Here is a 21,372-nt window from a genome sequence, read left to right on the forward strand (position 1 = left end):
ATAACCCGCATGACGAGACTGACCGCCTATGTGATCGACGGATATGAGTTGACCATCCGCCCGGCTCCCCTGGAGCGCGAGTGGATGAACAGGACGAACCAGCGTTTTGCCTATCGTTGCCTGCCCTTGAACATCGCGAATGCGCATGGGTGGGAAATTCTGAATGCGGCCGGTTTTTCCGCGGCGTGGGATGGAGGCGAAGGGGAGAATGCCGTTCGCATCGAACCGGATCCGGGCACCCATGCGCCGGCCGTCAGCCACTTCGGCAGCGGTACGCTGACCTTTCACATTCCGTGCCTGTTCAAGACCGACAGTGGCACCGACCTGTTCGTGACGGGACCGCTGAACAGGCCGAAAGACGGTATCGCAGCGCTGACGGGTATCATCGAGACCGATTGGTCGCCCTACACCTTCACCATGAATTGGCAGTTCACCCGGGCGGGTCGCCGGGTGCGGTTCGAGGCAGGCGAACCGATCTGCCACATCTTTCCCGTCACGCGCGGGGAGCTCGAGAGCGTCACGCCCGAAATGCGCAAGCTATCGGAAAATCCGGAGCTCGAGGGCGAATATAAGGCCTGGTCGGAGAGCCGGAACAGCTTCAACGAGGGGCTGAACGATCCGAACTCCGACGCGGTGCGCGAGAAATGGCAGAAGTCGTATTTCCGCGGGGTGTGTCCGTCCGGGCGCAACGGGGCGGAGGATCACCGCAGCCGATTGCGGCTGAAGCCGTTCGCCTAGGTGTTTTTCGTAATTTCTCCGGCAAGCCGGCTATTGTGGTCCGGCCGTCGGAAGAGACTTAGCTCTGGAAGGTGAGCGGTGATTTCCGACGTCACCGAGCTTACGCCGAACGCTTGCTTTTGAAAGCGTTCACTGGCCTGATGGCCGGATTCTGATCTGCCCCCTCAGCCGCACCGTCTCGAAATCGCTGATCAGGATGTCCACGCGGACCTGCCAGGTGCCCGCGAGCGGGATGGGCATTTGGTCGATGCGCCAGACGGCTTCTTCGCGTCGCACCGCCGGTCGACTAAACGGCTCTATACCGGAATCAGGCTTGGAAAGCACCAGCATAACCTCCTTGGCATAAAGTCTTTCCAATTCGCCGGTTGAGAGGTTGATCGAAACGTCGCCCTGGCCGGGGCGTCCGGGCCGAACCTCAACGAGGGCCATCGCCTTGTCGGTATGGATGTGCGTCGATGCCGGCCTGGCGGCCGCGGCCAAGGTGCGCGGCGGCGGTGTGAAGCGCCAGGACGCCGCAACCAGGAACACCAGCAGCACGATCGCCGTCTCGGCAGCGATCGTGCGAACCAGCCACGACGTGGCAGCGACCTCGCCGGCGACGACCGGCCTGGTCAGGCGCCAACGATTGACGACGGCGAGCAGGAACAGCCCGGCGATCAGCCCCAACTTGACAAGAAGCACCTGGCCATAGGTCGTCGTGGTGAGGGCATTGGGCTCCTGCACCTGCACGAGGGTCAGCACGACGCCCGCGGCGAAAAGTGCAATGACGACATAGGGGATGGTCGCGGAGAAACGGCGCAGCGCCGTCGGCGCGGCCGGGTCGCCGCGTCTCAGCGCAAGGCCGAGAGGTACCAAGGCACCCATCCAGAAGGCGATCGACGCGGCGTGGAGGAATAGGGCCGGGCGCACGAGCCATTGCGGCTGGGCCGTCGCCGCATGGCCGCTCAGCAACAGGGCCGCACCGACGAGGATTAAGGAGATGAGCGATGCTGGCCGCGCAAACTGCCGCTTTCCGAGAGCAGCCACGCCCGCGGCCGCGAGCGCGATAGAGGCGGTGATCACCGTGCGCCCGTGGCTTGTTGCCATCGCTGTGGACCACATCAAGGGCTCGCAGATGCGGGCGAGCGGAGCACCCAGTGCATCGAGCCCCTGGAATCCAACGGAGGACAGGGTGCCAAGGATGCCGACACCGAGGGCCGCCGCAACGGCGCGGCGGCCGGATCGAGAGCCGCCGAGCAGCCAACTTGACGCGAACGCGCCGCCAACGCCGAGAAACAGACCAACATAGAGTGCCACTCTTGATCCGAGGATGCCGGCGCGCACGGCCCAGTCGGTGCCTTCCCCAATGAGCGGCGGCTCGGAAGTTGCCGCCCCGATCGAAAACACGAGCGAGCCGCTCACCGCATGCCCGTCCGCCGAGATCACGCGCCAGCTCAGCACATGCGTCCCGCGGCCGATGTTGGCGGGCGCGACGATCTCGACGGTTCGATCCGTGATCTCGAAGCGTTCGAGCGGCACCGACGAGCCGTCCGGTCCAACCAGCCTGAGCGAGAGCGGCGACACCGGTTCGCTGAACGTCAATTGGTAGGTCGACGGCGCGGTGTCGATCACCGCGCCGTCCCCCGGTTCGCTCGCGTTGAGCGATGCGTGTGCCCAGGCGACGCCGATCTGCGCGAGAATGCCCAGCACCGCAAGCGCCACCAGCCGCGCAAAGCGCGAGAAGCGAGGCGATATGAGTGGTCTGTGGGCTCTCATTGCGGTTGCCGGACCTGTGGACGCATCGGCTCGTGCTTAATCAATGGCCGCCCTTCTTCTCCAGCAACTTGATGCCCGGCGCCGGATATTCGAGATCGTCACTCGATTGCCCTTCCGTCGGAATCTCGATCCACCGCTCGGCCGCGCCATCCGGGCATTCCTGCACCACCGGCAGGTAGAGAATCTTGTCGACCGGGAGGCCATCGGTCAGGAACGCCCGAAACACGAACTCGTCATATTCGTCGTCGGCCAGGCTGCCGCCCTTCCAGAGGATCTCCCTGACACCCTCTTTCATCGGCGTGCCGAAGTAATCATAAGATTTCTCATAGGGGCCCTTAACCTTCTCCAGCGTCCAGCCCGGCTTAGGCATCGGCTTTGCGGCAATCATTCCTTCCGGAACCTTCACCCGCACGGCAATTGTCGGCTTGCCCTCGCAACCATGCGGCACGCGGATGACCGCCTTGTAGGAAGCACCGACATGCGCCTCCGTGACTTCAACTGTGCCGTGGGCGAAGGCCACCATGGCGCTCGCTCCGATCAGGGCCGTGGCGGCGATCAGTCTTTTCAACATTTCGTTTCTCCTTTGGATTGCTGAACCTTGCTGCGGCGTCCGGGTGGACACCGATGGAATGTCTTCCGCCGGGCTCTAGCGTGTGTTTGGAAACGGCGATCCGGACATCGAGGGCAGCCGCTGCTCGCCGGATGCCTAAAGGCCCCCCGACCCGTGGGCGAGTCGAACGCGCGCAGTTCAAAGCTCGCGGCCGGTCGCCGCAGACATCAGGCTTTCGGTTTCGGGCGAAGACTTGCGTGGAGGCACTGGGCAAAAAGGGGTCAGGCGATCAGCGTTGGAGGAGCACGGGGATACCCCGGCCTATGCTCATGGGCACGGAATTGAATCACCGGCCGGGGAAATTGACGCGCGCGGGACAGGTCAGAAATCAGGCGCAGCGAGCCCCAATCCGTGGAGCTTGCCAGCCGTGGCGGCGACACGCAGCATCCGAGCAAGCAGCAGTCGGGCGGTCGTCGATAGCCGCCATCATGTTGGCCGTCATTGTGATCACCGGGCTCGGAGAGGTGCGCGCTGATGCACAGCAGGTTGCCGAATGCATCGAGCTCCGGAGAGATCGGCCTCTCGCCTGAGGCGAAAGCAGCGACGACGGATTGCAGGACGAGCAGGCAAGCCGCGACCGGCGCCAGTCTCCAACCATTGCGTCGTCTCGACACGATCAATCCCCCTGCTGTTCCGCTACACCACGGCTGACAGAGGTTACCTACGCGGGGCGCCTACACACTTCATTGTTCCACATCAACGATCCGGGCGAAATCGCAGCGTGAGTCCTCCTGCTGCCCTCTGTTCCGCCGCAGCTCGGTGCCTGACAGCCAGATTCTGGAGATCCTGCAGCGCGATAACACGACGCCACAATGGCCAATCGGCCAGGCCGTCGAGCTCTCCCCACGTCAGAGCAGCGGCGGACCAAACGTGTGACCGACGAGGGCGTCATTCGCGCTCGAAACAGAAGGACCGACCATCGGGTGCCAGAACTCCGACCACTGGCCTATAGGCGGATGTGTCCTTCTCGGCATCACCCGTGACGCCACCGATATTGCGAGCGGGACCTATGAAGGCGAGCAGGTGAGTGCCCTCCATCTTCGGCAGGTAATAGCCGAAGGTCTCCTGCTCGGGGTTTGTCGAACGGGCGCCGATATATATCGGATCGCCTCTTGCCGACTGGGCCATAGCGGAGCTGGATAGAGCCGTGATGCCGACAAATACAATCGCGGCGAATGCAGACTTCCTCATTGCTACTCCTCCTCCATCGGTTCCCTATCGGAGTGCGGGATTCGGAAAGCCATTTCGCCGATCCCGTACGCCGACAGAATCGGGCATCCTCCGCCGCCAGTCCTGAAATCCCTCCGAAATGATCCCAAAATTTTCCCGAACTGCGATATGATGGTTCATGGCGTCTCAGCGCTTCTCGTTCGGCCCCTTTCTGCTCGATACCGGGCGTGATGCTCTGTTCGAGTACGGCGTTCCCGTGCCCCTAGGAAGCAAACCGCTAGCCCTGCTCCGGGCGCTTGCCGAGGCGCGAGGGCAAGTGGTCGCCAAGTCCGCTTTGATGGAAGCGGCATGGCCGAATACCTACGTCGAGGAGAGCAATCTGACGGTCCAGATCGCTGCACTCCGGAAGCGGCTTCAAGTCGCACCCGGTGATGAAGAGTGGATCGCGACCTTCCCGAGGGTTGGTTATCGGTTCGCCGGGCCGCTTGTGGTCGAAGAATGCGAGACTGCGACAAACGATCGGCTTCCGGATTTTGAACCGGAAGTCTCAAATTCGCGCTGCGAGCGAGTAGCCATTAGGTCCCCCGAGCCCGTGTCCATGCATGGCGAGCCGGCTGTCGCCCGCCATACAACCGCGAGGACCGCCACGCGCTGGTGGCAACGGCGAGCGATCGTTGGAGCAATTCTTGTGCTTGTCCTTTTTGCGGTGGCCGGCGCCACGGGTTGGCTTCGCCCGTGGGCCCCGACTTTCGAGTCGCGCTTGCCCTTGCCCGACAAGCCGTCAATTGCCGTGCTTCCGTTCGCGAACCTGACCCGAGATCGGGCCGACGGATATTTCACCGACGGCATTGTTGACGACCTGATCACGGATTTGTCCCGGGTCTCAGGCTTGTTCGTAATCGCCCGCAATTCGGCGTTCGCCTACAGGGACAAACCAATAGAAATTCGGGACGTCGCGCAGGAACTCGGGGTGCGTTATGTCCTGCAAGGCAGCATTCAGCGGGCGGGCAGTCGGGTCCGCATCAATGTACACCTCGTGGATGCCACGACCGCTGGACAGTTGTGGGCAGAGCGATACGATGCTTCTCTCGGCAACATCTTTGCGTTGCAAGACGAGATAACCGGCGCCATCGTAGATGCCTTGGCACTGCGGCTGACTGACGCCGAACGGAATGCCCTTCATGAAGCGGAAACCAGCGTGCCCGACGCCTACGACGCATTCTTGAGGGGTTGGGAACACTACAGACGCACCACTCCCGAGGATTACGCGGCGGCAGTTCCTTACTTCGAGCATGCAATCGAGTTGGATCCCAGCTACGGGCGTGCATACGCCGCGCTGGCACTCGTATACGTACAGACAGCCAACGCGCTTTGGAGCTACAGACTGGGCATTCCGGTCCGCGAATCGCAAGCGCGCGCACAGCTCTATTTCCTGGAGGCGCAAAAGCGGCCAACGGCTCTGGCACATCAGGTGGCGGCCATGCTGCTGCAGATGGACTGGAAGCACGCTCCCGCGCTCGACGAGATCCAGAAAGCAATTGCGCTCGATCCGGGAGAACCTTGGAATTACGCGGTCATGTCGTGGATACTGACGTCCTCCGGTCGATCAAGGGAGGCTGTTGCCCACATCCGGACAGCTATGCGACTCGAGCCGCACTCTCCACCCTATTTTTTCTTCGTCCTTGGGTTGGCTCAGTTCAGCAACGGGGATTACGCGGAAGCCTCAACGTCTCTGGAGAAGGTCATTGGACTCAGCCCCGATGCGGAGTGCCTGCTACTGCTGGCGGCCGCTTATGCGCATCTCGGCCGCCTCGAGGACGCAGCGGCCGCGCTGTCGCGATTCAACGATAGCAGACTAAGGCGCGGTGACGTTGCAATCACGATCGCCTCTATGCCCAGCTTTGACTATTCGACGTTTGCGGATCGTGAGCGCCTAAAAGAGGGATTGGCGTTGGCCGGCGTGCCGAAGTCCCTCGAGAGTGAAGAACACGCCAAGAACCGGCTGTCAGCCGGTGCAGTGCGTGAACTGTTGCTAGGTCACCGATTGCACGGGCGTACCCTCGCGACTGGCGAGGAACACGCCGCGTCGATTACGGCAGACGGCACTGCCACATTATCCGGCGACTGGGGCTCGGTAACCAATGGCAAGGTCGAAATCGACGATGCTGCAGTTTGTTATGTCTGGTCAGGCGGCGTGAGATTTTGCGGGACCGTGGTCCACAATCCCGGAGGAACGAGAGCCGCGGAGAATGAACTGATATGGATAGACGCCCGCGGGGCGTTTGCGTTCTCACAGGTAGAATGAGCGAACGATCTAAATGAGGAACTGACCTGGCGGCACTTGTCATTTCGGGGTTGGTTCAGAACAGACCTTCGGGTCGCAAGATGCGCCTCTTGCGACGTCATCGAAATAGGGGTGCCTCGGATGAGTTCAGCCCAGTTACCTACAGCCACTCCAATGACCACTGCTTGAGGAAGTCGCCGATGGCGCTCGCCGGCATAGGAGCGCCGAACAGGTATCCCTGCAGCCTGTCGCATCCTTCTTGCTCGAGCCAAAGGGCCTGATCGGCCGTCTCGACTCCCTCAGCCGTTACCTTCATGCCCAGTCCATGAGCGAGCGAAACGACGAAGCGTACGATTGTGCGGCTTTTCTCGTTGGCGTCCAAATCTTTGATGAAGTGCCTGTCGATCTTGATCATGTCGAAAGGAAAGCTCTTGAGATGATCGAGAGAGGAGTAGTGCGTGCCGAAATCATCGAGAGAAATCTCCACGCCGAGGACGTTTAGCGTATCCAAGACATCCAGGTTCTCCCTGTTTCGCTCAAGCAGCACCGATTCCGTGATTTCCAGTTCCAGGCGATCGGCAGGGAAGCCGGTTACATCCAAAGTCTCGGCAATCCGGTCGGGCAAGCCCTCACGGAGGAACTCGGCCGACGACACGTTCACTGCCAGCCTGAAGTGCTGGGGCCATTTGACAGCCTGCTTGCAGGCCTCCGCAAGCACCCATTGGCCGATGTCCCCCATCAGACCATCTGCTTCCGCCATCGGAATGAACACGGCGGGCGGTACTATACCCGCCAACGGGTGACGCCAGCGGACCAGCGCTTCGAAGCCGCTAATCGAGGATGGCAAATCCAGCAGCGGCTGATATTCGATGAACAACTCGTCGTTCTGAAGCGCCGTCCTCAAACCGCGCCGCAGCATTTCCCGCTGCTCGAGAATGACGAGCATTGACCGGCGAAAGGTCCTTGACCGGCGACGGCCGTCATTCTTTGCCGCATAGAGGGCGATGTCGGCGGCCTTCATCAATTGCTCGCTGTCATTGCCGTCGTCAGGCGAGATCGCAACGCCGACACTCGCCCCAACAAAGACGCTGATGCCTTCGACGGCGAAGGGCTCCTTGAAAGCACCAACGACAGCTTCCGCAGCCTGCTCAGCATGGGCAAGCTCATTAGCGCGGGGTAGAATGATCGCAAACTCGTCTCCGGCGAGACGATAGGCAACATCCCCGTCTGTCAGCACGCCTCTAATCCTTTCGGCGGCCATCTGCAGCACCACGTCGCCGGCCGCGTGCCCGAGCGTGTCGTTCACCGGCTTGAAATCATCGAGATCAATTTGCATGAGAGCAAATTTCGAGCCGGCGGGTGAGGGCAGGAGACGCTGCAATTGTATGCTGAACGCCCGACGGTTCGGCAAGCCGGTCAAAGGGTCATGGGTTGCCTGGTGAAGCAGGAGCTCGCGGTCATCTTCAGAACCAGGTTTCTCGTTGAGGGGAGGAGAGCCCTCTCGCATCTCGATGACGCCAAGGCCGCCGACCGCGCGCAAGAGGAACACGGAATATCGGGGGGCTGTTCCGAGCTCCACCTCGCGCGCGACTCCGTCGGCAAGGACGCGTTGCACGACGAGCCGGTGATTTGCCAACAGCTCAGGATAGATCTCCCAGAGCGTTATTCCGGCCGAGGAGACCATTCGATGCTGTTCGGCGAAACGTTCTGAGCAGGATGTGAGCTGGAATGCGTCGTCATAGAACGAAACCGAAGCGCCATGTTCGCCCGACACCCGTTTCCACCTCACACGCTTACATTTGCGAGCGGTCTAAATAAGTAATTACTAAGGAATCACGAATACGGCTGTGGTCAGGAACTGCGTTTCTACAGTGTCTGAGATAGGTATAATATTCAACTCTCCTGAGTTGAAGAATAAAAAATGACTTTCATCAATTTTTGTGGCTATTATCCGCTTGTCTTGACGTCACAGTCATCGCGGGGGCTATGCGAATGTGGGCGTGATGGCATGCGTCTTAGGGGTTAACCTGAGAGGAGCCAACGCATGCTGAACCTTCTTCGTGCCGCGAGGATCGCGGCGCTCTTGAATACAGTCATGGCCGAGCAGGCTTCCGCCGCAATTGCCGACGGCCGTTTGAAAGTTCGAACCAGACGCAAGGAGGTACGCCTTGCCGCCCGCTCATCTGCCGTGCTCACTGCACTCGTCACCGGCTCCGCGTTTGGCCAGACTGCGACCACTCAATTCAACGTCCAGATATCGATCAATGCCGAATGCCAAATCAATTCGGCCACCGACCTGAATTTCGGCGCGTCAGGCGTTATTGACGCCGTCATAGATGCGACCAGCGCAATTGCCGTTCAGTGTACCAACGGGACGCCCTACAACATCGGGCTTAATTCGGGACAAGGCGCTGGCGCCACGGTCGCATCGCGGCTCATGACGGGACCGAATTCAGAAACGGTCGCGTATTCGCTCTACACGGATGCCGGACACACGACGGTCTGGGGCAATACGATCGGAACCGATACCGTTGCCGGCACGGGCAATGGCTCTGAGCAAGCGTACACAGTGTTTGGTCAGGTGCCGGCACAGGCAACGCCCGCTGCGGGCACGTACACCGATGTCGTGACGGTCACCGTTACCTACTGACGACCCCCGAAGGAGAGCAAAACGATGCGGCTACTCGCAACGGTCGTTGCTGGCTTGGCTATATTTTCGCAATGGATTGCAGGGGCAGAAGCTGCCTCACTTCGTGTGGCGCCGGTGATCCTGGATCTCAAAGCGCCCACTGCGGCCTCTACGATGCGCATCTGGAACGAGGCGCGCACGCCAATCAATGTCCAAATCCGCGTCTTCCGCTGGAGACAAGTCAACGGTGAGAACACCTACGAGGCGACCAATGAAGTGGTCGCCAGCCCGCCGATTACGGCCCTCCGGCCTGGTGGGGAAAACCTAGTACGCATCGTCCGCACATCGAAACGGCCGGTTGAAGCCGAGGAGAGTTACCGGCTCGTCGTCGATGAACTGCCCGACCCCTCGCGTCGTACGGCTTCCGCGGTCGTGATGGTTGTGCGCCATTCTATTCCGGTCTTCTTTGGCAACCCAGAGGCCGCCAATGCTGCTCCATCCTGGGCGGTCCAAAAGGCACGCGGCGGATACGTTGTCACGGTTCGCAACCGTGGCAGCCAGCGGATTAGGATCTCGGACCTTGCTCTGAGCAGCGGCAGCACAGTTCTCGCGCGCGGGGGCGGACTCGTCGGCTATGTACTGGGAAATTCCACCGCGAAGTGGTTCGTGCCGGGCACAGGTCGAGGTCGAGGTGCCGGATCAGTGACCATATCGGCGGACAGCGAAGCAGGACGTCTTGATGCGACCGCGCGTCTCAGCGGCGGCTAGCGGTCTTGTGTTGTTTGGAATGGCTACTTCGCTGCTCCATTCCATGGCGCTCGCGGAGGATGGTCTCGATGCCGGGATTATCGTTCGCGATCCATCCGATGCATTCAGTACGGCCAACGAGCTACAGCTCGAAGTCTTCATCAATGGCTCGTCGCGGGAACTCGTCGCCGCGTTCCGTCGCGACCCTGACGGCGCGCTGGCGATCGAACCGGACCAACTACGCAACGTCGGGATATACCCCGCCGAGGAAGCGATGCGACCTGATGGGTTGATCGATATTGCGCGTCTGCCGGGCGTCTCGTTTGAGTATGACGAGGCAACCCAGAGCATCCATTTCACGGTCGAATTCGACTCGCTTTCCGCGCGCGTAGTCAAAGCACACGAGGGCGTTCAGGAAGGATCCGCCGCGCCTGCCGCTAGGAGCAGTTTCGGCGGCCTTTTGAATTACACGCTCTTTGGCAGCACCGGCGGGGACGGCATCGATGACATTTGGAGCTATGAGGGGCTTTCCGGCTGGTTCGAGGGCCGATTGTTCAGTCCCGCGGGGGTTCTCACCGCCTCCTACATCGCGTCAAGCTCACCGAGTGAGCTGTATGGTTCTACCCGCCTTGATACCACCTGGTCCTATTCAAGCCAGAAGTGGATGACGACGGCTCGGGCGGGTGATGTAATCACGGGGGGATTGAGCTGGACTCGTCCGACCCGCCTCGGAGGGGTTCAGATCCAGCGCAACTTCGGGCTCCGGCCCGACCTCGTTACCATGCCGCTACCCGAGTTGGCCGGCTCCGCCGCCGTGCCGTCAACGGTAGACGTCTACGTCAACAATGCCCGGCGGGTTTCGGAGCAGGTGCCGGCCGGTCCGTTCCAAATCACCGATCTGCCGGTCGTGACAGGGAGCGGGACCGCTCGCATTGTGGTGCGCGATGCGCTCGGGCGGGAGACGACATCCGAAACTCCGTTTTTCGCTTCTTCCAACCTGCTGGCGTCCGGGCTCTGGGATTTCTCGGCCGAGGTGGGCTTTGCCCGCCGGTTTTATGGTGTGGAATCGAACGATTACGACGGCCGGCTCATGACCTCCGGCACCATTCGATACGGTCTCACAGACTGGCTTACGTTCGAGGGACACGCCGAGGGTGGTGGGGGTCTGGTCAATGGTGGCGCGGGGACGGTCTTCGGCATCGGCCCGTATGGCGTCGGATCAATTGCTGCGGCAACGAGCAGCTATGATGGGCAGACTGGGTTCCAGGTCGCGGGCAGTCTCGAATTGGAACTCTGGCAGGACGTTCACTTATTTGCGCGAACACAACGCACCTTCGGAGACTACAACGATATCGCGGGCGTCACTGCAGAATCATTCCACGGATCTTTGCCCGAAGATGTCGTCATCAGTGCCGCGCCGCCGCGCGCGCTCGACCAGGTGTCCCTGTCCACTCCCCTGAAGTTCGATCCGTCGACGCTGAACTTCAGTTACACGCATCTCGAGACGGCCGCCGGCGACCGCTCGGAGCTTCTCGCCTTCTCGCTCAACCGCCCGATAGGTAAAGCTTCGCTCTATGCCACTGCGTTCACGGACCTGAAGGAAAAGAATTCGTTCGGTGTCTTTGCCGGGCTTTCCATCCCGATCGGCGACAGCGTCTACGCCTCGACGGGCGTGTCTTCTGATTCCGACGGGACCTCCGTTACGGCCGATTTGGTGAGATCGGAGACCGCCGAAATCGGCAGCGTCGGATGGCGGCTGCGAGACACGGATGGATCGGTGACAAACCGTGCTGCAGCAGCCAGCTACCGCTCGCGGTTCGCGCGTTTCGAGGCTGGCGTCGAGCAGCATAACGATCAGTATCGCGCCACCGGTCAGGTCGATGGTGCAATTGTCTTCGCGGGCCGCGATGCCTTCCTGTCGAATCGGGTCGATGACGCTTTTGCCGTTGTTGATACCGGGGTCCCGGATGTTGAAGTGCAGTACGAGAATCGTCCGGCGGGCCGCACCAACCGCCGGGGCAAGCTCCTTGTCCCGGATCTACGGTCGTACGAGTCGAACCAGATCACGATCGATCCAACCAATCTCCCGCTCGATGCCACCGTCGGCGCGACGCGAGAAGTGACGGTTCCGGCCGACCGCAGTGGTACAGTGGTCAGGTTTGATGTCGACACCGATGTAAAAGCGGCGCTCGTGACACTTCGCGCCGACGATGGCGAATTTGTCGAGACAGGAGCCACCGGTGAGATTGAGGACAAGGGGCAAAGCTTTGTCGTCGGTTACGACGGTCAGGCCTACATCACCGGGCTCGGCTCGCAGAACCGGATCGTCATCGACCAGCCAACCCGAGGCAAGTGTGTAGCGGAGTTCACCTTCGAGCCCCGCCAAGGCGAACAGGTCTCGATTCCCGATGCCATCTGCCGCCCGATCCAATGAGGACACCATGCTACGTTTTCTATCGACAGGTTTTGTCTTCGTTCTTCTCGCGCCCGCAGCAGCACTGGCGCAAAGCTGTTCGTTCGGCGTCACCAACGTCAACTTCGGAACGGTCGATACGTTGGCGGGAAATGCAATAGACTCGACGGCGACCGTGACCGTCACGTGCAACGGAGGCGTGACCGGCGCCAGGTTCAATGTATGTCTGAACATTAATGCGGGATCCGGAGGCGCGACATCCGGCGTCCGTCAAATGCGCAGTGCCAGCAACGCTGCCCTGAACTACAGCTTCTATCAGAACGCGGCACGTACGACGCCCTGGGGCGCAGTGGATCAGCTTTCACTGGGCAATCCGGTGCAACTCACCTTGACAGCAACCCCCCTAGGCTCGGCGCAGGCAACGCGGACGATTTACGCGCGTGTTCTGCCCGGCCAACAAACCACGCCCTCCGGCACCTACACTTCGACTTTTTCAGGGACGGCGACCGGAACGCGCTTCAATTGGCGGACCTACAGCGTCAATCCCCAGCCATGCTCGAACGTGACCCAAAACCCCGTGTCGCCGACCTTCAGCACACAAGCCATTATCGCTTCGAACTGCCGGGTTACGGCGCAGAGACTCTATTTCGGCAATTATGGCGTACTCAACACGAATATTGATGCGGCCGGCAATCTCGGGGTCACCTGCACCCAAGGCACCGCATACAGCGTTGGCCTCAGCAACGGCCTCAGTGGCACCGGTCCGACAAACCGGCGCATGACGCTGGGCGACCGGGCCGTTACGTACGGTCTTTACAAAGATGCTGCGCGCAGTCAGCCATGGGGCAATTCCGGCGCACAAGCGGTGACCGGCACAGGAGCGGGGGTGACGCAGAACCTGCCGGTTTATGGGCGTGTACCGCCGCAGCCGACGCCACCCACCGGCACCTATTCAGATACTGTTGTCGTAACCGTTACCTACTGAGTGCTGCGCAAGCTGGGCCGTCCTTCAGGCAACACATACCCGGTGAGCCATGCTGGCCGTTAGAAGATACGGAACCATAGGTTCTCTGTCCATTGCGAGAGCCGAACACCGCGATTGGGAATGCGCACCTGGGCCGATCGACCAACCTGCCAGAAGTCAGCAAAATCGGTGTTGCGTCCCGGAACTAGTGACATTCATTGCACCGGGCAGTTTCGGGCTTGCTAGCGGATAATGATACGAAGACGCGGCTGCAAAAGGCCTTCATCGAAGAATGATGCCGAAGATGACGGTACTCATGAAGGCCGCGATCGATCAGTTTCTCAGAGACAACGCCTATTGATCGATGTCAGACCGCGGCTTTCTTCTTGGCGTTGCCGCAGGCTGCGCAGTCGGCGAGTATGTCGCTCCTCATCTCCGCCGTCCGACGCCGCCGGCTCGAAGCGTCCCCGATCGGAATTCCCCCAGTGCCGCTGATGCTCGAGCGTCGCATCAAATTTTCGAATCGGTCGGCGATGATCGATTCATAAATGTCGTTGGACGGCGAGTCCTCGACCGGCCAAGCTCGCAGGCATGACCCAGCACCGGTTCCGCCTGCATGTTCAACGAATTGACGCGACCAGGAACATGGCGCGCTATTACACAATGTCTATCGAGCCGGATCTCTTCGGCGGCGCTTCGCTCGTCCGCCGTTGGGGCCGGATCGGCACCCGCGGCAAAGAGCGCGTTGATCTGTTCAAGGATGAGCGTCAGGCGATCGGACACTTCCTTTCCTTGGCTCGCCGGAAGCGAGCGCGCGGTTACAAGCCCCAGCCGCGCTCTTGACCTCCGAAGTTTGATGCCTGGCCGCCGCGCCACGAAAGGGCCGATTGCCAATGATCGACCGGCGAGACCGACCGAAGAAGATGCAAACGACGCAGCGGTGGACGAGCACGGCAAAGATGCGCAGGGAGACAACCCGGCGCAGGCTCACCATGCCCTAGGTCCCCTCAGGCTGCCCGCTCCTCGTTCGCCGTTCGGATCCACGCTTCAACGGCCTCGAATGGCATTTCAAGCTGATCTGCGGTTGTCAGGCGCCGCCCGCTGGAGATTACCCCATCGCTCGCGGTCTGGAGGACCTTCTGGATGTTCTCGGTTGTCCAGAGGTTTTCCCGCACCAGCTTGGCGGCCCGTTCATCGTGCGGTAATTTGTATTTTTCAATAACATAGATAAAGCCGTGGAGCTTCTGCCACCAAACCTTCACGTTGGTGAGCGCAATCCACGTCGTTTCGGAGTCCGAATCCACCGACACGATCGGAACGATCGCCACCGGCGCGCCGCTCGTTTTGAGATAGCCGACGATATCGAAATCCACACAGAAGTCGAACACGTCCATGTGCACGAGAAGCTCGAGCAGATATTCCCTCTCGAACATCTTGAAGGGGCACGTGACGTCGCCGAGGAGAAGGTCGAAGTCCAGAAGCGCGTGGACGCGCTTCAATATATAATTGGCGTAGGACTCGCTTTCGCGCGTGGCCTGCCATTCCGAAATGCGCGTGGCCCTGCGATCGCCGATCGCCGCCTTCTTCCCCCGGCCGACCAACTCCTCAAGAAACAGTCCGATCTGGCCCAGATTGTTGCTGTTGTCGCAGTCGGTGTACATGACATAGTCATGCCCCTCCCGGGCAGCTCTTTGCATCCCGTGCAGAACCGCGCCGCCCTTTGTCGAAGACGAGGCGCTGTCGAGCTTGGACAAGGGCAGATCCGGGCTCGGCAGGGCATCGCGGAGTTTCACAAGGACGAAATTCTGGAGCTTTGCCTCATCCACGATGCGCCGGGCGACATCGAGGCTGCCATCGGGGCACCCGTCGTCGACGATGTAGATGGTCCACTTGACGGGGGTGTCGCGAAACAACCATTCCAGTTCAGCCACCTTGGCGCGCAAGGCGTCTTCACCGGTCGGGTTTGCCGCCGAATGCGGCTGCAGCCGGCGAACCTCTTTCCAGACCGCGAAAACGATACCGATGCGAAGTGGATGGGAGATCGTACGAACGAACCGGCGGGAGCGGGCCAAGAAAGTAACGAGCTCCGCCAGGATTTCGTCATTGTCTGAAATCTCAAGGATGGACTTCCTGTCAGTGACATTGCCGGCCACCAGCAGGTCGGCAACCCGAAATGCATTCTTGCGGTAAGTCCACGAGCTCAGGAACCGGGCAACATATTCGTTATCGGGAATGATCTTTGCAGCGGTCATATTGGTTCATACTCCAATCTGGCAATCAGGCGATCGCGTTTTCTTCGGATGGGTTTTGCAGAGGATTTGCCCGCCCCTGGAACGGCGCATGGGGCAAGTCGAGAGTTCCCGCTTTGCCGAGCATGAGCGCAAGGACGCGGGGTGGCGTAAGAGGTAGCTGCTGCACGTTTTTCCCGATCGCGTTCGCGACCGCGCAGGCAATCGCGGCGCCGGCGTTCAGGATCGGTACTTCGCCGGCCCCCTTGGTCCCGAACGGACCGATCGACGGAGCCCCCTCGTGCAGCACGATTTCAACGGGAACGGTGTCCTGGGCCAATGGCACACGGTAGCTTCCGAAACCCGACTGGGAGATCTGGCCTTCCGGCCCGAGCGTCACTTCCTCATGAAGGGCATAGCCAAGCCCTTGGGTTACACCGCCCTGGATCTGGCCATGGATCGCACGAGGATTGAGCGCACGGCCGACGTCCTGGACGACCCGGTAGTTCAGGACGTCGACGTGACCGGTGTCGGGGTCTACTGCAACCTCCGCCTGGTGCACAGCGAACACGGGTATGTCGATCGCATCCAGGAAGTGGCCGGCAGCACAACCGGGCATGGCAGGAACGCCGGGACGGGTGAATGAGCCGCTGCCGGAGATAGGACCGTTTCGCATCTGGGCATGTTCGGCCACATCGGCGATCGTTGCGCCCGCCGCCTTTCTCCCGAGAACCTCCACGCGCCCGTTCTGGAGAACGAGGTTCTCGGGACGGGTTTGCAGCATCTCGCTGGCGACATCGAGGATCTTCCTGCGCACCTCCTCGCAGGCGACCGAGGCGGCCGCACCCAGGGAGACCGTTGTCCGGCCACCGCCCACACCGACATCGAACCCGGCCGCGTCGGTATCTGCTGCTTTTACGATGATATCCTCAGGGCGTAATCCCAGCTTTGCCGCAACAATCTGCGGCAAGGACTGCATCATCGTTCCCTGCCCGATTTCCACGCCGGCTGTCACAAGCGTGGCGCTGCCGTCGGGATTGAGGTTCACCGTCGCGGCAGAGGGCCCCACGAAGACGAACCAGGTGCCGACGGTAATCGCGCTGCCGTAGAGGCGGCCTGCGATATCGGTTTTCGCCGGGGATGCGGGTTTGCACATCGCCTCCATGCGGTCCAGCATCGGGCCGAGGACGTTCCCTTCAAAGACCTGACCGGTCGAACCAATATCTCCGGCGCCGAGAACGTTGCGTCGCCGGAATTCCAGCGGATCCATCCCGATGGCGCGGCAGATCTCATCTGTGTGGCGCTCCAGCGCAAAGGTATTATAGACCCCGTTGCAGGCGCGAAACGCTCCATTGGGAGCGGTATTGGTGTAGACGGCACGACTTGTCATCCGGACTGCGCCAAGACGATATCCGGCCCCGAGCGTATGGGCGGTCATGGTCGTGAGATAGATCTGTTCGCCACCATAGGCGCCGCAGTCCATCAGGACCGTCGCTTCACGCCCCACGATCCGTCCATCCTGCGTCACGGCAGAACGGATGTGTATGTCGGCATTCTCGCGGCACAGGCAGGTCTGGACCTCCTCCTGACGCGAATTGACGACGGCCACCGTTCGGCCCGCCGCGCGCGCCAGAACCGCAGCATAAGGTTCTATCGAGCAACCGTATTTCACGCCGAACCCGCCCCCGACGGGAGGAACGGTCACCCGCACGCTGGAGGGAGGCAGGCCGAGCGCCTTTGCCGTGACGTTCTTGACGGTCCAGGGGGCCTGGGTCGAGGCAACGAGATGGAGCCGTCCATCCTCGTAGGAGGCAATTGCTGCGCGGGGTTCGAGCTGCATGTGGATCTGGCGACCGACGCGATAGCAACTCTCGACTATCCGGACGTCATTCCGGGAGAATGCCGCATCCGTGTCCCCCCGGGCGACCGTCGCTTCCCAGGCGACATTCCCGCCCCGCCGTGCGCCCGCTGCTTCGAGCAGCACCTCATAGCTTTTCCATTCCTTGTGGACGAGGGGTGCGCCCGGGGCCAGGGCGTCGGCCATCGTCAGCACAGGAGAGGTCGGCTCAAGGCGGACAACGATGGCTGCGGCGGCTTCTTTCGCCTGCTGAAGGGTATCTGCGGCAACGGCCGCGATCGGCTCGCCGTGATACCGCACTACATCGCGGGCAAAAAGCGGCTGATCCGCAACGCCGATACCGAACTTGCCCGGCGCATCCAGCGCCGTGACGATGGCTCTTACACCCGGCATTCTTCGAGCGGCAGACGTGTCCAGACTGACGATCCGCGCCGATGGCGTCGCGGCCCGTAGAACGAAACCATGCAATGTCCCGGGCCCGATCCGATCCACCGTAAACCGGGTGCGCCCGCGCAATTTGTCCCGTGCGTCCCGTCTAGCGAAATCCACGACTGCATTCGAAATCTCTGCTTCAGACATCAATTTCCGAGTCCTCCCTCGCCGTGCACGGCAAGCGCGGCATCGATGATCCGTTCGTAGCCAGTGCAGCGACACACATTTCCCGCAAGGCCGCGCTTGATCTCATCGCGCGTTGCGTCGGGGTTGTCTTCGAGAAGCCGCGTCAGGCTCATGACCATGCCTGGAAAGCACATTCCGCACTGGACGGCATCGAGCTCTTCGAGAGCGCGCTGCAAGGGAGAAGAATCGCCTGCGCAGCCGAGGCATTCGATGGTCACCACGGGCCTGTCTCCGACGAGCCCGACGGGGATCAGGCAGGACATCATGGGCGCTCCGTCGACATGAACCGTGCAGGCGCCACAGAAGCCTTCGCGACAAACATCCTTGGTGCCTGTCAGGAAAAGGGTGTCCCGCAAGACATCGAGCAGGGGCGTCATTCCATCGCGCTCGAAAGCCCGCTCTTCCCCGTTCACGTTGATACGGATCGACATTCCTGCCTCGCTCCGACTAGTGTTTCCGAAGATCTTCGACAGTGCGCCGCACCAGGGCCGGCATCACGTGCACGCGATACCATCCGGGCGCCTCGGGTCCGTCACGACCTGCAAATTCGCCGGCAAGCTCGCATGCGCGCTCGTATAGGAGGGTCGGATCGAGGGGGAGGCCCGCGACTGCCTCCTCAAGGCGTCTCCATCGCCGCGGGGCCGCCTCTACGGACCCGATGGCAATGGCGGCGCGACCGATCGTGCCGCCTGGCGCCCGTTCGACCGCGGCGCTCACGAGAGCCACGGGATAGTCCCCTGCCTTGCGCATCGGTAAGCGTGCATGGGCCGAGACCACGTGACGCCTTGGAATGAGCACCCCAAGCAGCAGCTGGGCGGGCTGAACGCTGCCTCGAACTCTCAGGAACGCCTCGAGTCCCATTCGCTGGCGGCCCCGCACCGTCTCGAGTTCGACCTCGGCATCGTGACAGAGCAATGCGGTCACGAGATCGGCGGCAGGGAAATCCACAGTACAGAGATTGCCGCCCACGGTGGCCGCATTGCGCACGGCCGGGTTTGCCGAATCCCTTGCCGCGACCGTGAGGCCATAGAGCTCCGGAACGCCCAGAAGGCCGCGTGCAAGCTGACCATGGGTTACCCCGGCGCCGATTTTAACGTGGGTGTCGGTGACGTCGATCCGGTGCAACTCCGGGATCCGCGCAATCGCAACATAATTTTGCGCGAAACACTCATGCCGCAGCGGTGCCCTCATGATCCATGTGCCGCCGGCCACAACGGATCCATGCGGACCGAAGTCCGACAGGACCGCCACTGCATCCGAAACCGATTCCGGCTGAAACAAACCTGTCTTCTGCTGCCCTTGCATTTTGCCTCCGGATCGTAAGAAGGGGCTTGCGGCCAACGCCGCTTCCGATGATTTCAGGGACGCGGTTCTTGGCCATCCTGCCGGTCGATGGCGAGGAGGAGCGACGCGGTTTGAGCTGCGCGAGGTGCGGCAGCCATGATCGAGCCGCTTTGGGCGCCGCTCTCAATGAAATCCTCCACGACGCCGCCCGCTTCGCGCACCAGGACCAGGCCTGCAATCACGTCCCAGATGCTGGTGCGAGCGTCGGCGTACCCGTCCAGACGCCCATCGGCGACATGGGCAAGCATCATGGCCGATGAACCGAAGCGCCGGTACTCACTGCCATGATCGAGAATATGGCTGATCTGCCGGGCGTGTGCCGTCACGCTCTTGCCCGATGTAAAGCCCACTCCGAACACCGCTTTGTTCATGGTCCCGTCCTGGTTGACTGCGATGGGCTGCCCATTGCGGGTCGCGCCCCGGCCCAGTGCAGCGCTGTACAGCTCGTCCTTGACCGGATCGAAAATGACACCGAGCACAGGCTTGCCTTCCACGGTCGCGCCGATCGACACGCACCAGCTCGGTCGGTCACGCATGAAATTCGACGTGCCGTCGATCGGGTCGAGAACCCAGACGACCCGCGCGCCATCCTTGTCCAGCCCGAACTCCTCCCCCAGGATGGCGTGGTCGGGGAAAGCCGCCCGCAGCCGGTTTCGAATGAGCAACTCGACGGCCTTGTCGACGGCAGTGACAAAGTCCTGCGGCCCTTTTGTTTCGATCTCCAGGGGTTTGTTCTCAACGAGGTAGGACAGGGCCAGCCGGCCGGCCGCCTTTGCCGTCGCCTCGGCGACCGCTTGCATCAGAACTAGCGCGTTTTCCTCATGCTCCATGGCATTTCCCCTTGTTGATGAACGGATTCACTATTCGGTCGCGATGCCGGGCCTGCGCGGCATCCTCGGCAGGCAAACAGCCGTCAGCGCGCCACCGGGCGGTCACGGCACACGGAATCGATATTCAGTCACCTGGCGATAGGTCTCTCCGGGACGCAGCGTTGCATCGGGGAAATGGCTCCGGTTGGGGCTATCGGGGTAACGCTGCGGTTCCAGGCAGATCCCGCAGTGCTGACCGTACCGAGCCCCGTCGAGCCCGACGCCCGGCCCTTTGAAACTCCCCCCATCGTATAGCTGCAGGTGCGGCTCGGTCGTATAGACGTCCAGAGCCATTCCGGTGCGGGGGCCGGAGAGCGTCCCGGCGTGTCTCAGATCGCCGACAGAGGAGGGCCTCGATCGCAGAACCAAGCCGACATCGTATTTCACCCCCTCCGGGTTGCGTAATGGCCTCGCCCGGCGAAAGTCGAAAGGCGTCCCGCGAACCGCGAGTACCTCGCCGGTCGGAATAAGGTCATCATCGACCGGGGTATAGAAATCCGCCTGCGCCATGAATTCATGATCGACCGCATTCGGGACGGCAGAGTTGGCGAACCCGACGGGCAATTCGAGATTGAAGTAGCTGTGGCTGGCGAGATTGCAGGGCGTGGGTGCATCGGTCGTGGCGGTCAGCTCGACACGCAGGGTCGCAGCATCCGACAGGCGGTAAACGCACCGGACGTCCAGATTGCCGGGAAAGCCGGCGTCGCCATCCGGGGTTTGAAGCGACAGCGTCACCGACGAGGAATCGTATGTCTCGAGCGTCCAGGGACGGCGGCTGAAGCCCTGACCGTCGCCGCCGCCATGCAACGTATGCCTGTTGTCCTGATTGAGAGGCAACTGATGGAATCGCCCGTCCAGTTCAAAGCGACCCCGGGTAATCCGGTTGGCAAAGCGCCCCGCAATCGCGCCCGCATGGGCGGTATCGGCTGCATAGTCATCGGTCGAGTTATAGCCCACGACCACCCGCTGCAGACCGCGGGCCGTAGGAATCAGCAAATCTCGGACGGCAGCGCCCCAAGTGAGAACCTTCGCCTCCATCCCGCTCGCGGAGCGTAAGGTGACCTCATGGATATCGGCACCCTGGATCTGCCCAAAAATACGGTCCTGCATTTCGTCTACCTTGTGTTGGAAGAAAGAACCGGGAC

Annotated in this window: 17 protein-coding genes; 7 read left to right on the plus strand and 10 right to left on the minus strand. The window is 61.4% G+C overall.

The genetic code is table 11. From position 1 onward, the window contains the following. Nucleotides 1-9 precede the first annotated feature (9 nt). Nucleotides 10-738 (plus strand): DUF6065 family protein, encoded by a 729-nt coding sequence (locus SINAR_RS1000000136585; RefSeq protein ID WP_027999083.1) that lies wholly within the window; start codon nucleotides 10-12, stop codon nucleotides 736-738. Nucleotides 739-867: 129 nt separating this feature from the next. On the opposite strand, the gene SINAR_RS0110610 is transcribed toward SINAR_RS1000000136585, so the two are convergent. The 3 genes from SINAR_RS0110610 to SINAR_RS0110625 form a co-directional block, all read right to left on the minus strand. After that, nucleotides 868-2,493 (minus strand): copper resistance CopC/CopD family protein, encoded by a 1,626-nt coding sequence (locus tag SINAR_RS0110610; RefSeq protein WP_027999084.1) that lies wholly within the window; start codon nucleotides 2,491-2,493, stop codon nucleotides 868-870. Between the two features lie 40 nt (nucleotides 2,494-2,533). Continuing rightward, on the minus strand, nucleotides 2,534-3,064 hold the full coding sequence (locus tag SINAR_RS0110615; protein ID WP_027999085.1) for a YcnI family copper-binding membrane protein: 531 nt from the start codon (nucleotides 3,062-3,064) through the stop codon (nucleotides 2,534-2,536). A 927-nt stretch (nucleotides 3,065-3,991) separates the two neighbouring features. Next, entirely contained in the window at nucleotides 3,992-4,294 is a 303-nt protein-coding gene (locus tag SINAR_RS0110625; RefSeq protein WP_027999087.1) for a hypothetical protein, read from the minus strand. Between the two features lie 157 nt (nucleotides 4,295-4,451). Between SINAR_RS0110625 and SINAR_RS01000000133355 the strand changes: the two genes are divergently transcribed. Continuing rightward, complete coding sequence (locus SINAR_RS01000000133355) at nucleotides 4,452-6,578, plus strand: winged helix-turn-helix domain-containing tetratricopeptide repeat protein (RefSeq protein WP_050577469.1); 2,127 nt, start codon at nucleotides 4,452-4,454, stop codon at nucleotides 6,576-6,578. Nucleotides 6,579-6,717: 139 nt separating this feature from the next. Here SINAR_RS01000000133355 and SINAR_RS01000000133360 read toward each other — a convergent pair whose 3' ends face one another. Next, nucleotides 6,718-8,331 (minus strand): putative bifunctional diguanylate cyclase/phosphodiesterase, encoded by a 1,614-nt coding sequence (locus SINAR_RS01000000133360; protein WP_033057248.1) that lies wholly within the window; start codon nucleotides 8,329-8,331, stop codon nucleotides 6,718-6,720. Between the two features lie 270 nt (nucleotides 8,332-8,601). Here SINAR_RS01000000133360 and SINAR_RS0110640 point away from each other — a divergent pair, with 270 nt between their 5' ends. From SINAR_RS0110640 to SINAR_RS0110665, 5 genes are all read left to right on the plus strand, one after another. Continuing rightward, nucleotides 8,602-9,207, plus strand: coding sequence for a Csu type fimbrial protein (locus tag SINAR_RS0110640; RefSeq protein ID WP_234710593.1), 606 nt, complete (start codon nucleotides 8,602-8,604; stop codon nucleotides 9,205-9,207). 24 nt (nucleotides 9,208-9,231) lie between these two features. Then, nucleotides 9,232-9,954 carry a fimbrial biogenesis chaperone gene (locus tag SINAR_RS0110645; protein WP_027999089.1) on the plus strand — a complete coding sequence of 241 codons (723 nt, stop codon included), beginning with the start codon at nucleotides 9,232-9,234 and terminating at the stop codon, nucleotides 9,952-9,954. Nucleotides 9,955-9,973: 19 nt separating this feature from the next. Then, the gene (locus SINAR_RS0110650; RefSeq protein WP_234710594.1) at nucleotides 9,974-12,367 is read left to right on the plus strand and encodes a fimbria/pilus outer membrane usher protein; all 2,394 of its coding nucleotides are present in this window, start codon (nucleotides 9,974-9,976) and stop codon (nucleotides 12,365-12,367) included. A gap of 7 nt (nucleotides 12,368-12,374) precedes the next feature. Then, the gene (locus tag SINAR_RS0110655) at nucleotides 12,375-13,331 is read left to right on the plus strand and encodes a Csu type fimbrial protein (RefSeq protein ID WP_027999091.1); all 957 of its coding nucleotides are present in this window, start codon (nucleotides 12,375-12,377) and stop codon (nucleotides 13,329-13,331) included. A gap of 570 nt (nucleotides 13,332-13,901) precedes the next feature. Further along, on the plus strand, nucleotides 13,902-14,153 hold the full coding sequence (locus SINAR_RS0110665) for a WGR domain-containing protein (protein ID WP_027999092.1): 252 nt from the start codon (nucleotides 13,902-13,904) through the stop codon (nucleotides 14,151-14,153). Between the two features lie 164 nt (nucleotides 14,154-14,317). Here SINAR_RS0110665 and SINAR_RS0110670 read toward each other — a convergent pair whose 3' ends face one another. From SINAR_RS0110670 to SINAR_RS0110710, 6 genes are all read right to left on the minus strand, one after another. After that, nucleotides 14,318-15,562: a glycosyltransferase gene (locus SINAR_RS0110670; protein WP_027999093.1), complete on the minus strand. Its 1,245-nt coding sequence runs from the start codon at nucleotides 15,560-15,562 to the stop codon at nucleotides 14,318-14,320. Nucleotides 15,563-15,587: 25 nt separating this feature from the next. Further along, on the minus strand, nucleotides 15,588-17,975 hold the full coding sequence (locus tag SINAR_RS01000000133365; protein ID WP_050577470.1) for a xanthine dehydrogenase family protein molybdopterin-binding subunit: 2,388 nt from the start codon (nucleotides 17,973-17,975) through the stop codon (nucleotides 15,588-15,590). Beyond that, on the minus strand, nucleotides 17,975-18,445 hold the full coding sequence (locus tag SINAR_RS0110695; protein WP_027999097.1) for a (2Fe-2S)-binding protein: 471 nt from the start codon (nucleotides 18,443-18,445) through the stop codon (nucleotides 17,975-17,977). Before SINAR_RS0110695 ends, SINAR_RS01000000133365 begins: the two co-directional genes overlap by 1 nt. Before the next feature lie 16 nt (nucleotides 18,446-18,461). Further along, nucleotides 18,462-19,319, minus strand: coding sequence for an FAD binding domain-containing protein (locus SINAR_RS0110700; RefSeq protein WP_027999098.1), 858 nt, complete (start codon nucleotides 19,317-19,319; stop codon nucleotides 18,462-18,464). Nucleotides 19,320-19,372: 53 nt separating this feature from the next. Further along, on the minus strand, nucleotides 19,373-20,188 hold the full coding sequence (locus SINAR_RS01000000133370) for an inositol monophosphatase family protein (RefSeq protein WP_050577471.1): 816 nt from the start codon (nucleotides 20,186-20,188) through the stop codon (nucleotides 19,373-19,375). A gap of 102 nt (nucleotides 20,189-20,290) precedes the next feature. Beyond that, nucleotides 20,291-21,337, minus strand: coding sequence for an aldose epimerase family protein (locus SINAR_RS0110710; RefSeq protein ID WP_027999099.1), 1,047 nt, complete (start codon nucleotides 21,335-21,337; stop codon nucleotides 20,291-20,293). Nucleotides 21,338-21,372: the final 35 nt, after the last annotated feature.

Origin of the sequence: Sinorhizobium arboris LMG 14919 (genome assembly GCF_000427465.1) — a bacterium.
Taxonomy (GTDB): Bacteria; Pseudomonadota; Alphaproteobacteria; order Rhizobiales; family Rhizobiaceae; genus Sinorhizobium; species Sinorhizobium arboris.

What these genes read in the sequence shown, in the direction of transcription:
- SINAR_RS1000000136585 (WP_027999083.1), top strand. Translation starts at nt 10, where the DNA reads ATGACGAGACTGACCGCCTATGTGATCGACGGATATGAGTTGACCATC.
- SINAR_RS0110610 (WP_027999084.1), bottom strand. Translation starts at nt 2,493, where the DNA reads ATGAGAGCCCACAGACCACTCATATCGCCTCGCTTCTCGCGCTTTGCG.
- SINAR_RS0110615 (WP_027999085.1), bottom strand. Translation starts at nt 3,064, where the DNA reads ATGTTGAAAAGACTGATCGCCGCCACGGCCCTGATCGGAGCGAGCGCC.
- SINAR_RS0110625 (WP_027999087.1), bottom strand. Translation starts at nt 4,294, where the DNA reads ATGAGGAAGTCTGCATTCGCCGCGATTGTATTTGTCGGCATCACGGCT.
- SINAR_RS01000000133355 (WP_050577469.1), top strand. Translation starts at nt 4,452, where the DNA reads ATGGCGTCTCAGCGCTTCTCGTTCGGCCCCTTTCTGCTCGATACCGGG.
- SINAR_RS0110640 (WP_234710593.1), top strand. Translation starts at nt 8,602, where the DNA reads ATGCTGAACCTTCTTCGTGCCGCGAGGATCGCGGCGCTCTTGAATACA.
- SINAR_RS0110645 (WP_027999089.1), top strand. Translation starts at nt 9,232, where the DNA reads ATGCGGCTACTCGCAACGGTCGTTGCTGGCTTGGCTATATTTTCGCAA.
- SINAR_RS0110650 (WP_234710594.1), top strand. Translation starts at nt 9,974, where the DNA reads ATGGCTACTTCGCTGCTCCATTCCATGGCGCTCGCGGAGGATGGTCTC.
- SINAR_RS0110655 (WP_027999091.1), top strand. Translation starts at nt 12,375, where the DNA reads ATGCTACGTTTTCTATCGACAGGTTTTGTCTTCGTTCTTCTCGCGCCC.
- SINAR_RS0110665 (WP_027999092.1), top strand. Translation starts at nt 13,902, where the DNA reads ATGACCCAGCACCGGTTCCGCCTGCATGTTCAACGAATTGACGCGACC.
- SINAR_RS0110670 (WP_027999093.1), bottom strand. Translation starts at nt 15,562, where the DNA reads ATGACCGCTGCAAAGATCATTCCCGATAACGAATATGTTGCCCGGTTC.
- SINAR_RS01000000133365 (WP_050577470.1), bottom strand. Translation starts at nt 17,975, where the DNA reads ATGTCTGAAGCAGAGATTTCGAATGCAGTCGTGGATTTCGCTAGACGG.
- SINAR_RS0110695 (WP_027999097.1), bottom strand. Translation starts at nt 18,445, where the DNA reads ATGTCGATCCGTATCAACGTGAACGGGGAAGAGCGGGCTTTCGAGCGC.
- SINAR_RS0110700 (WP_027999098.1), bottom strand. Translation starts at nt 19,319, where the DNA reads ATGCAAGGGCAGCAGAAGACAGGTTTGTTTCAGCCGGAATCGGTTTCG.
- SINAR_RS01000000133370 (WP_050577471.1), bottom strand. Translation starts at nt 20,188, where the DNA reads ATGGAGCATGAGGAAAACGCGCTAGTTCTGATGCAAGCGGTCGCCGAG.
- SINAR_RS0110710 (WP_027999099.1), bottom strand. Translation starts at nt 21,337, where the DNA reads ATGCAGGACCGTATTTTTGGGCAGATCCAGGGTGCCGATATCCATGAG.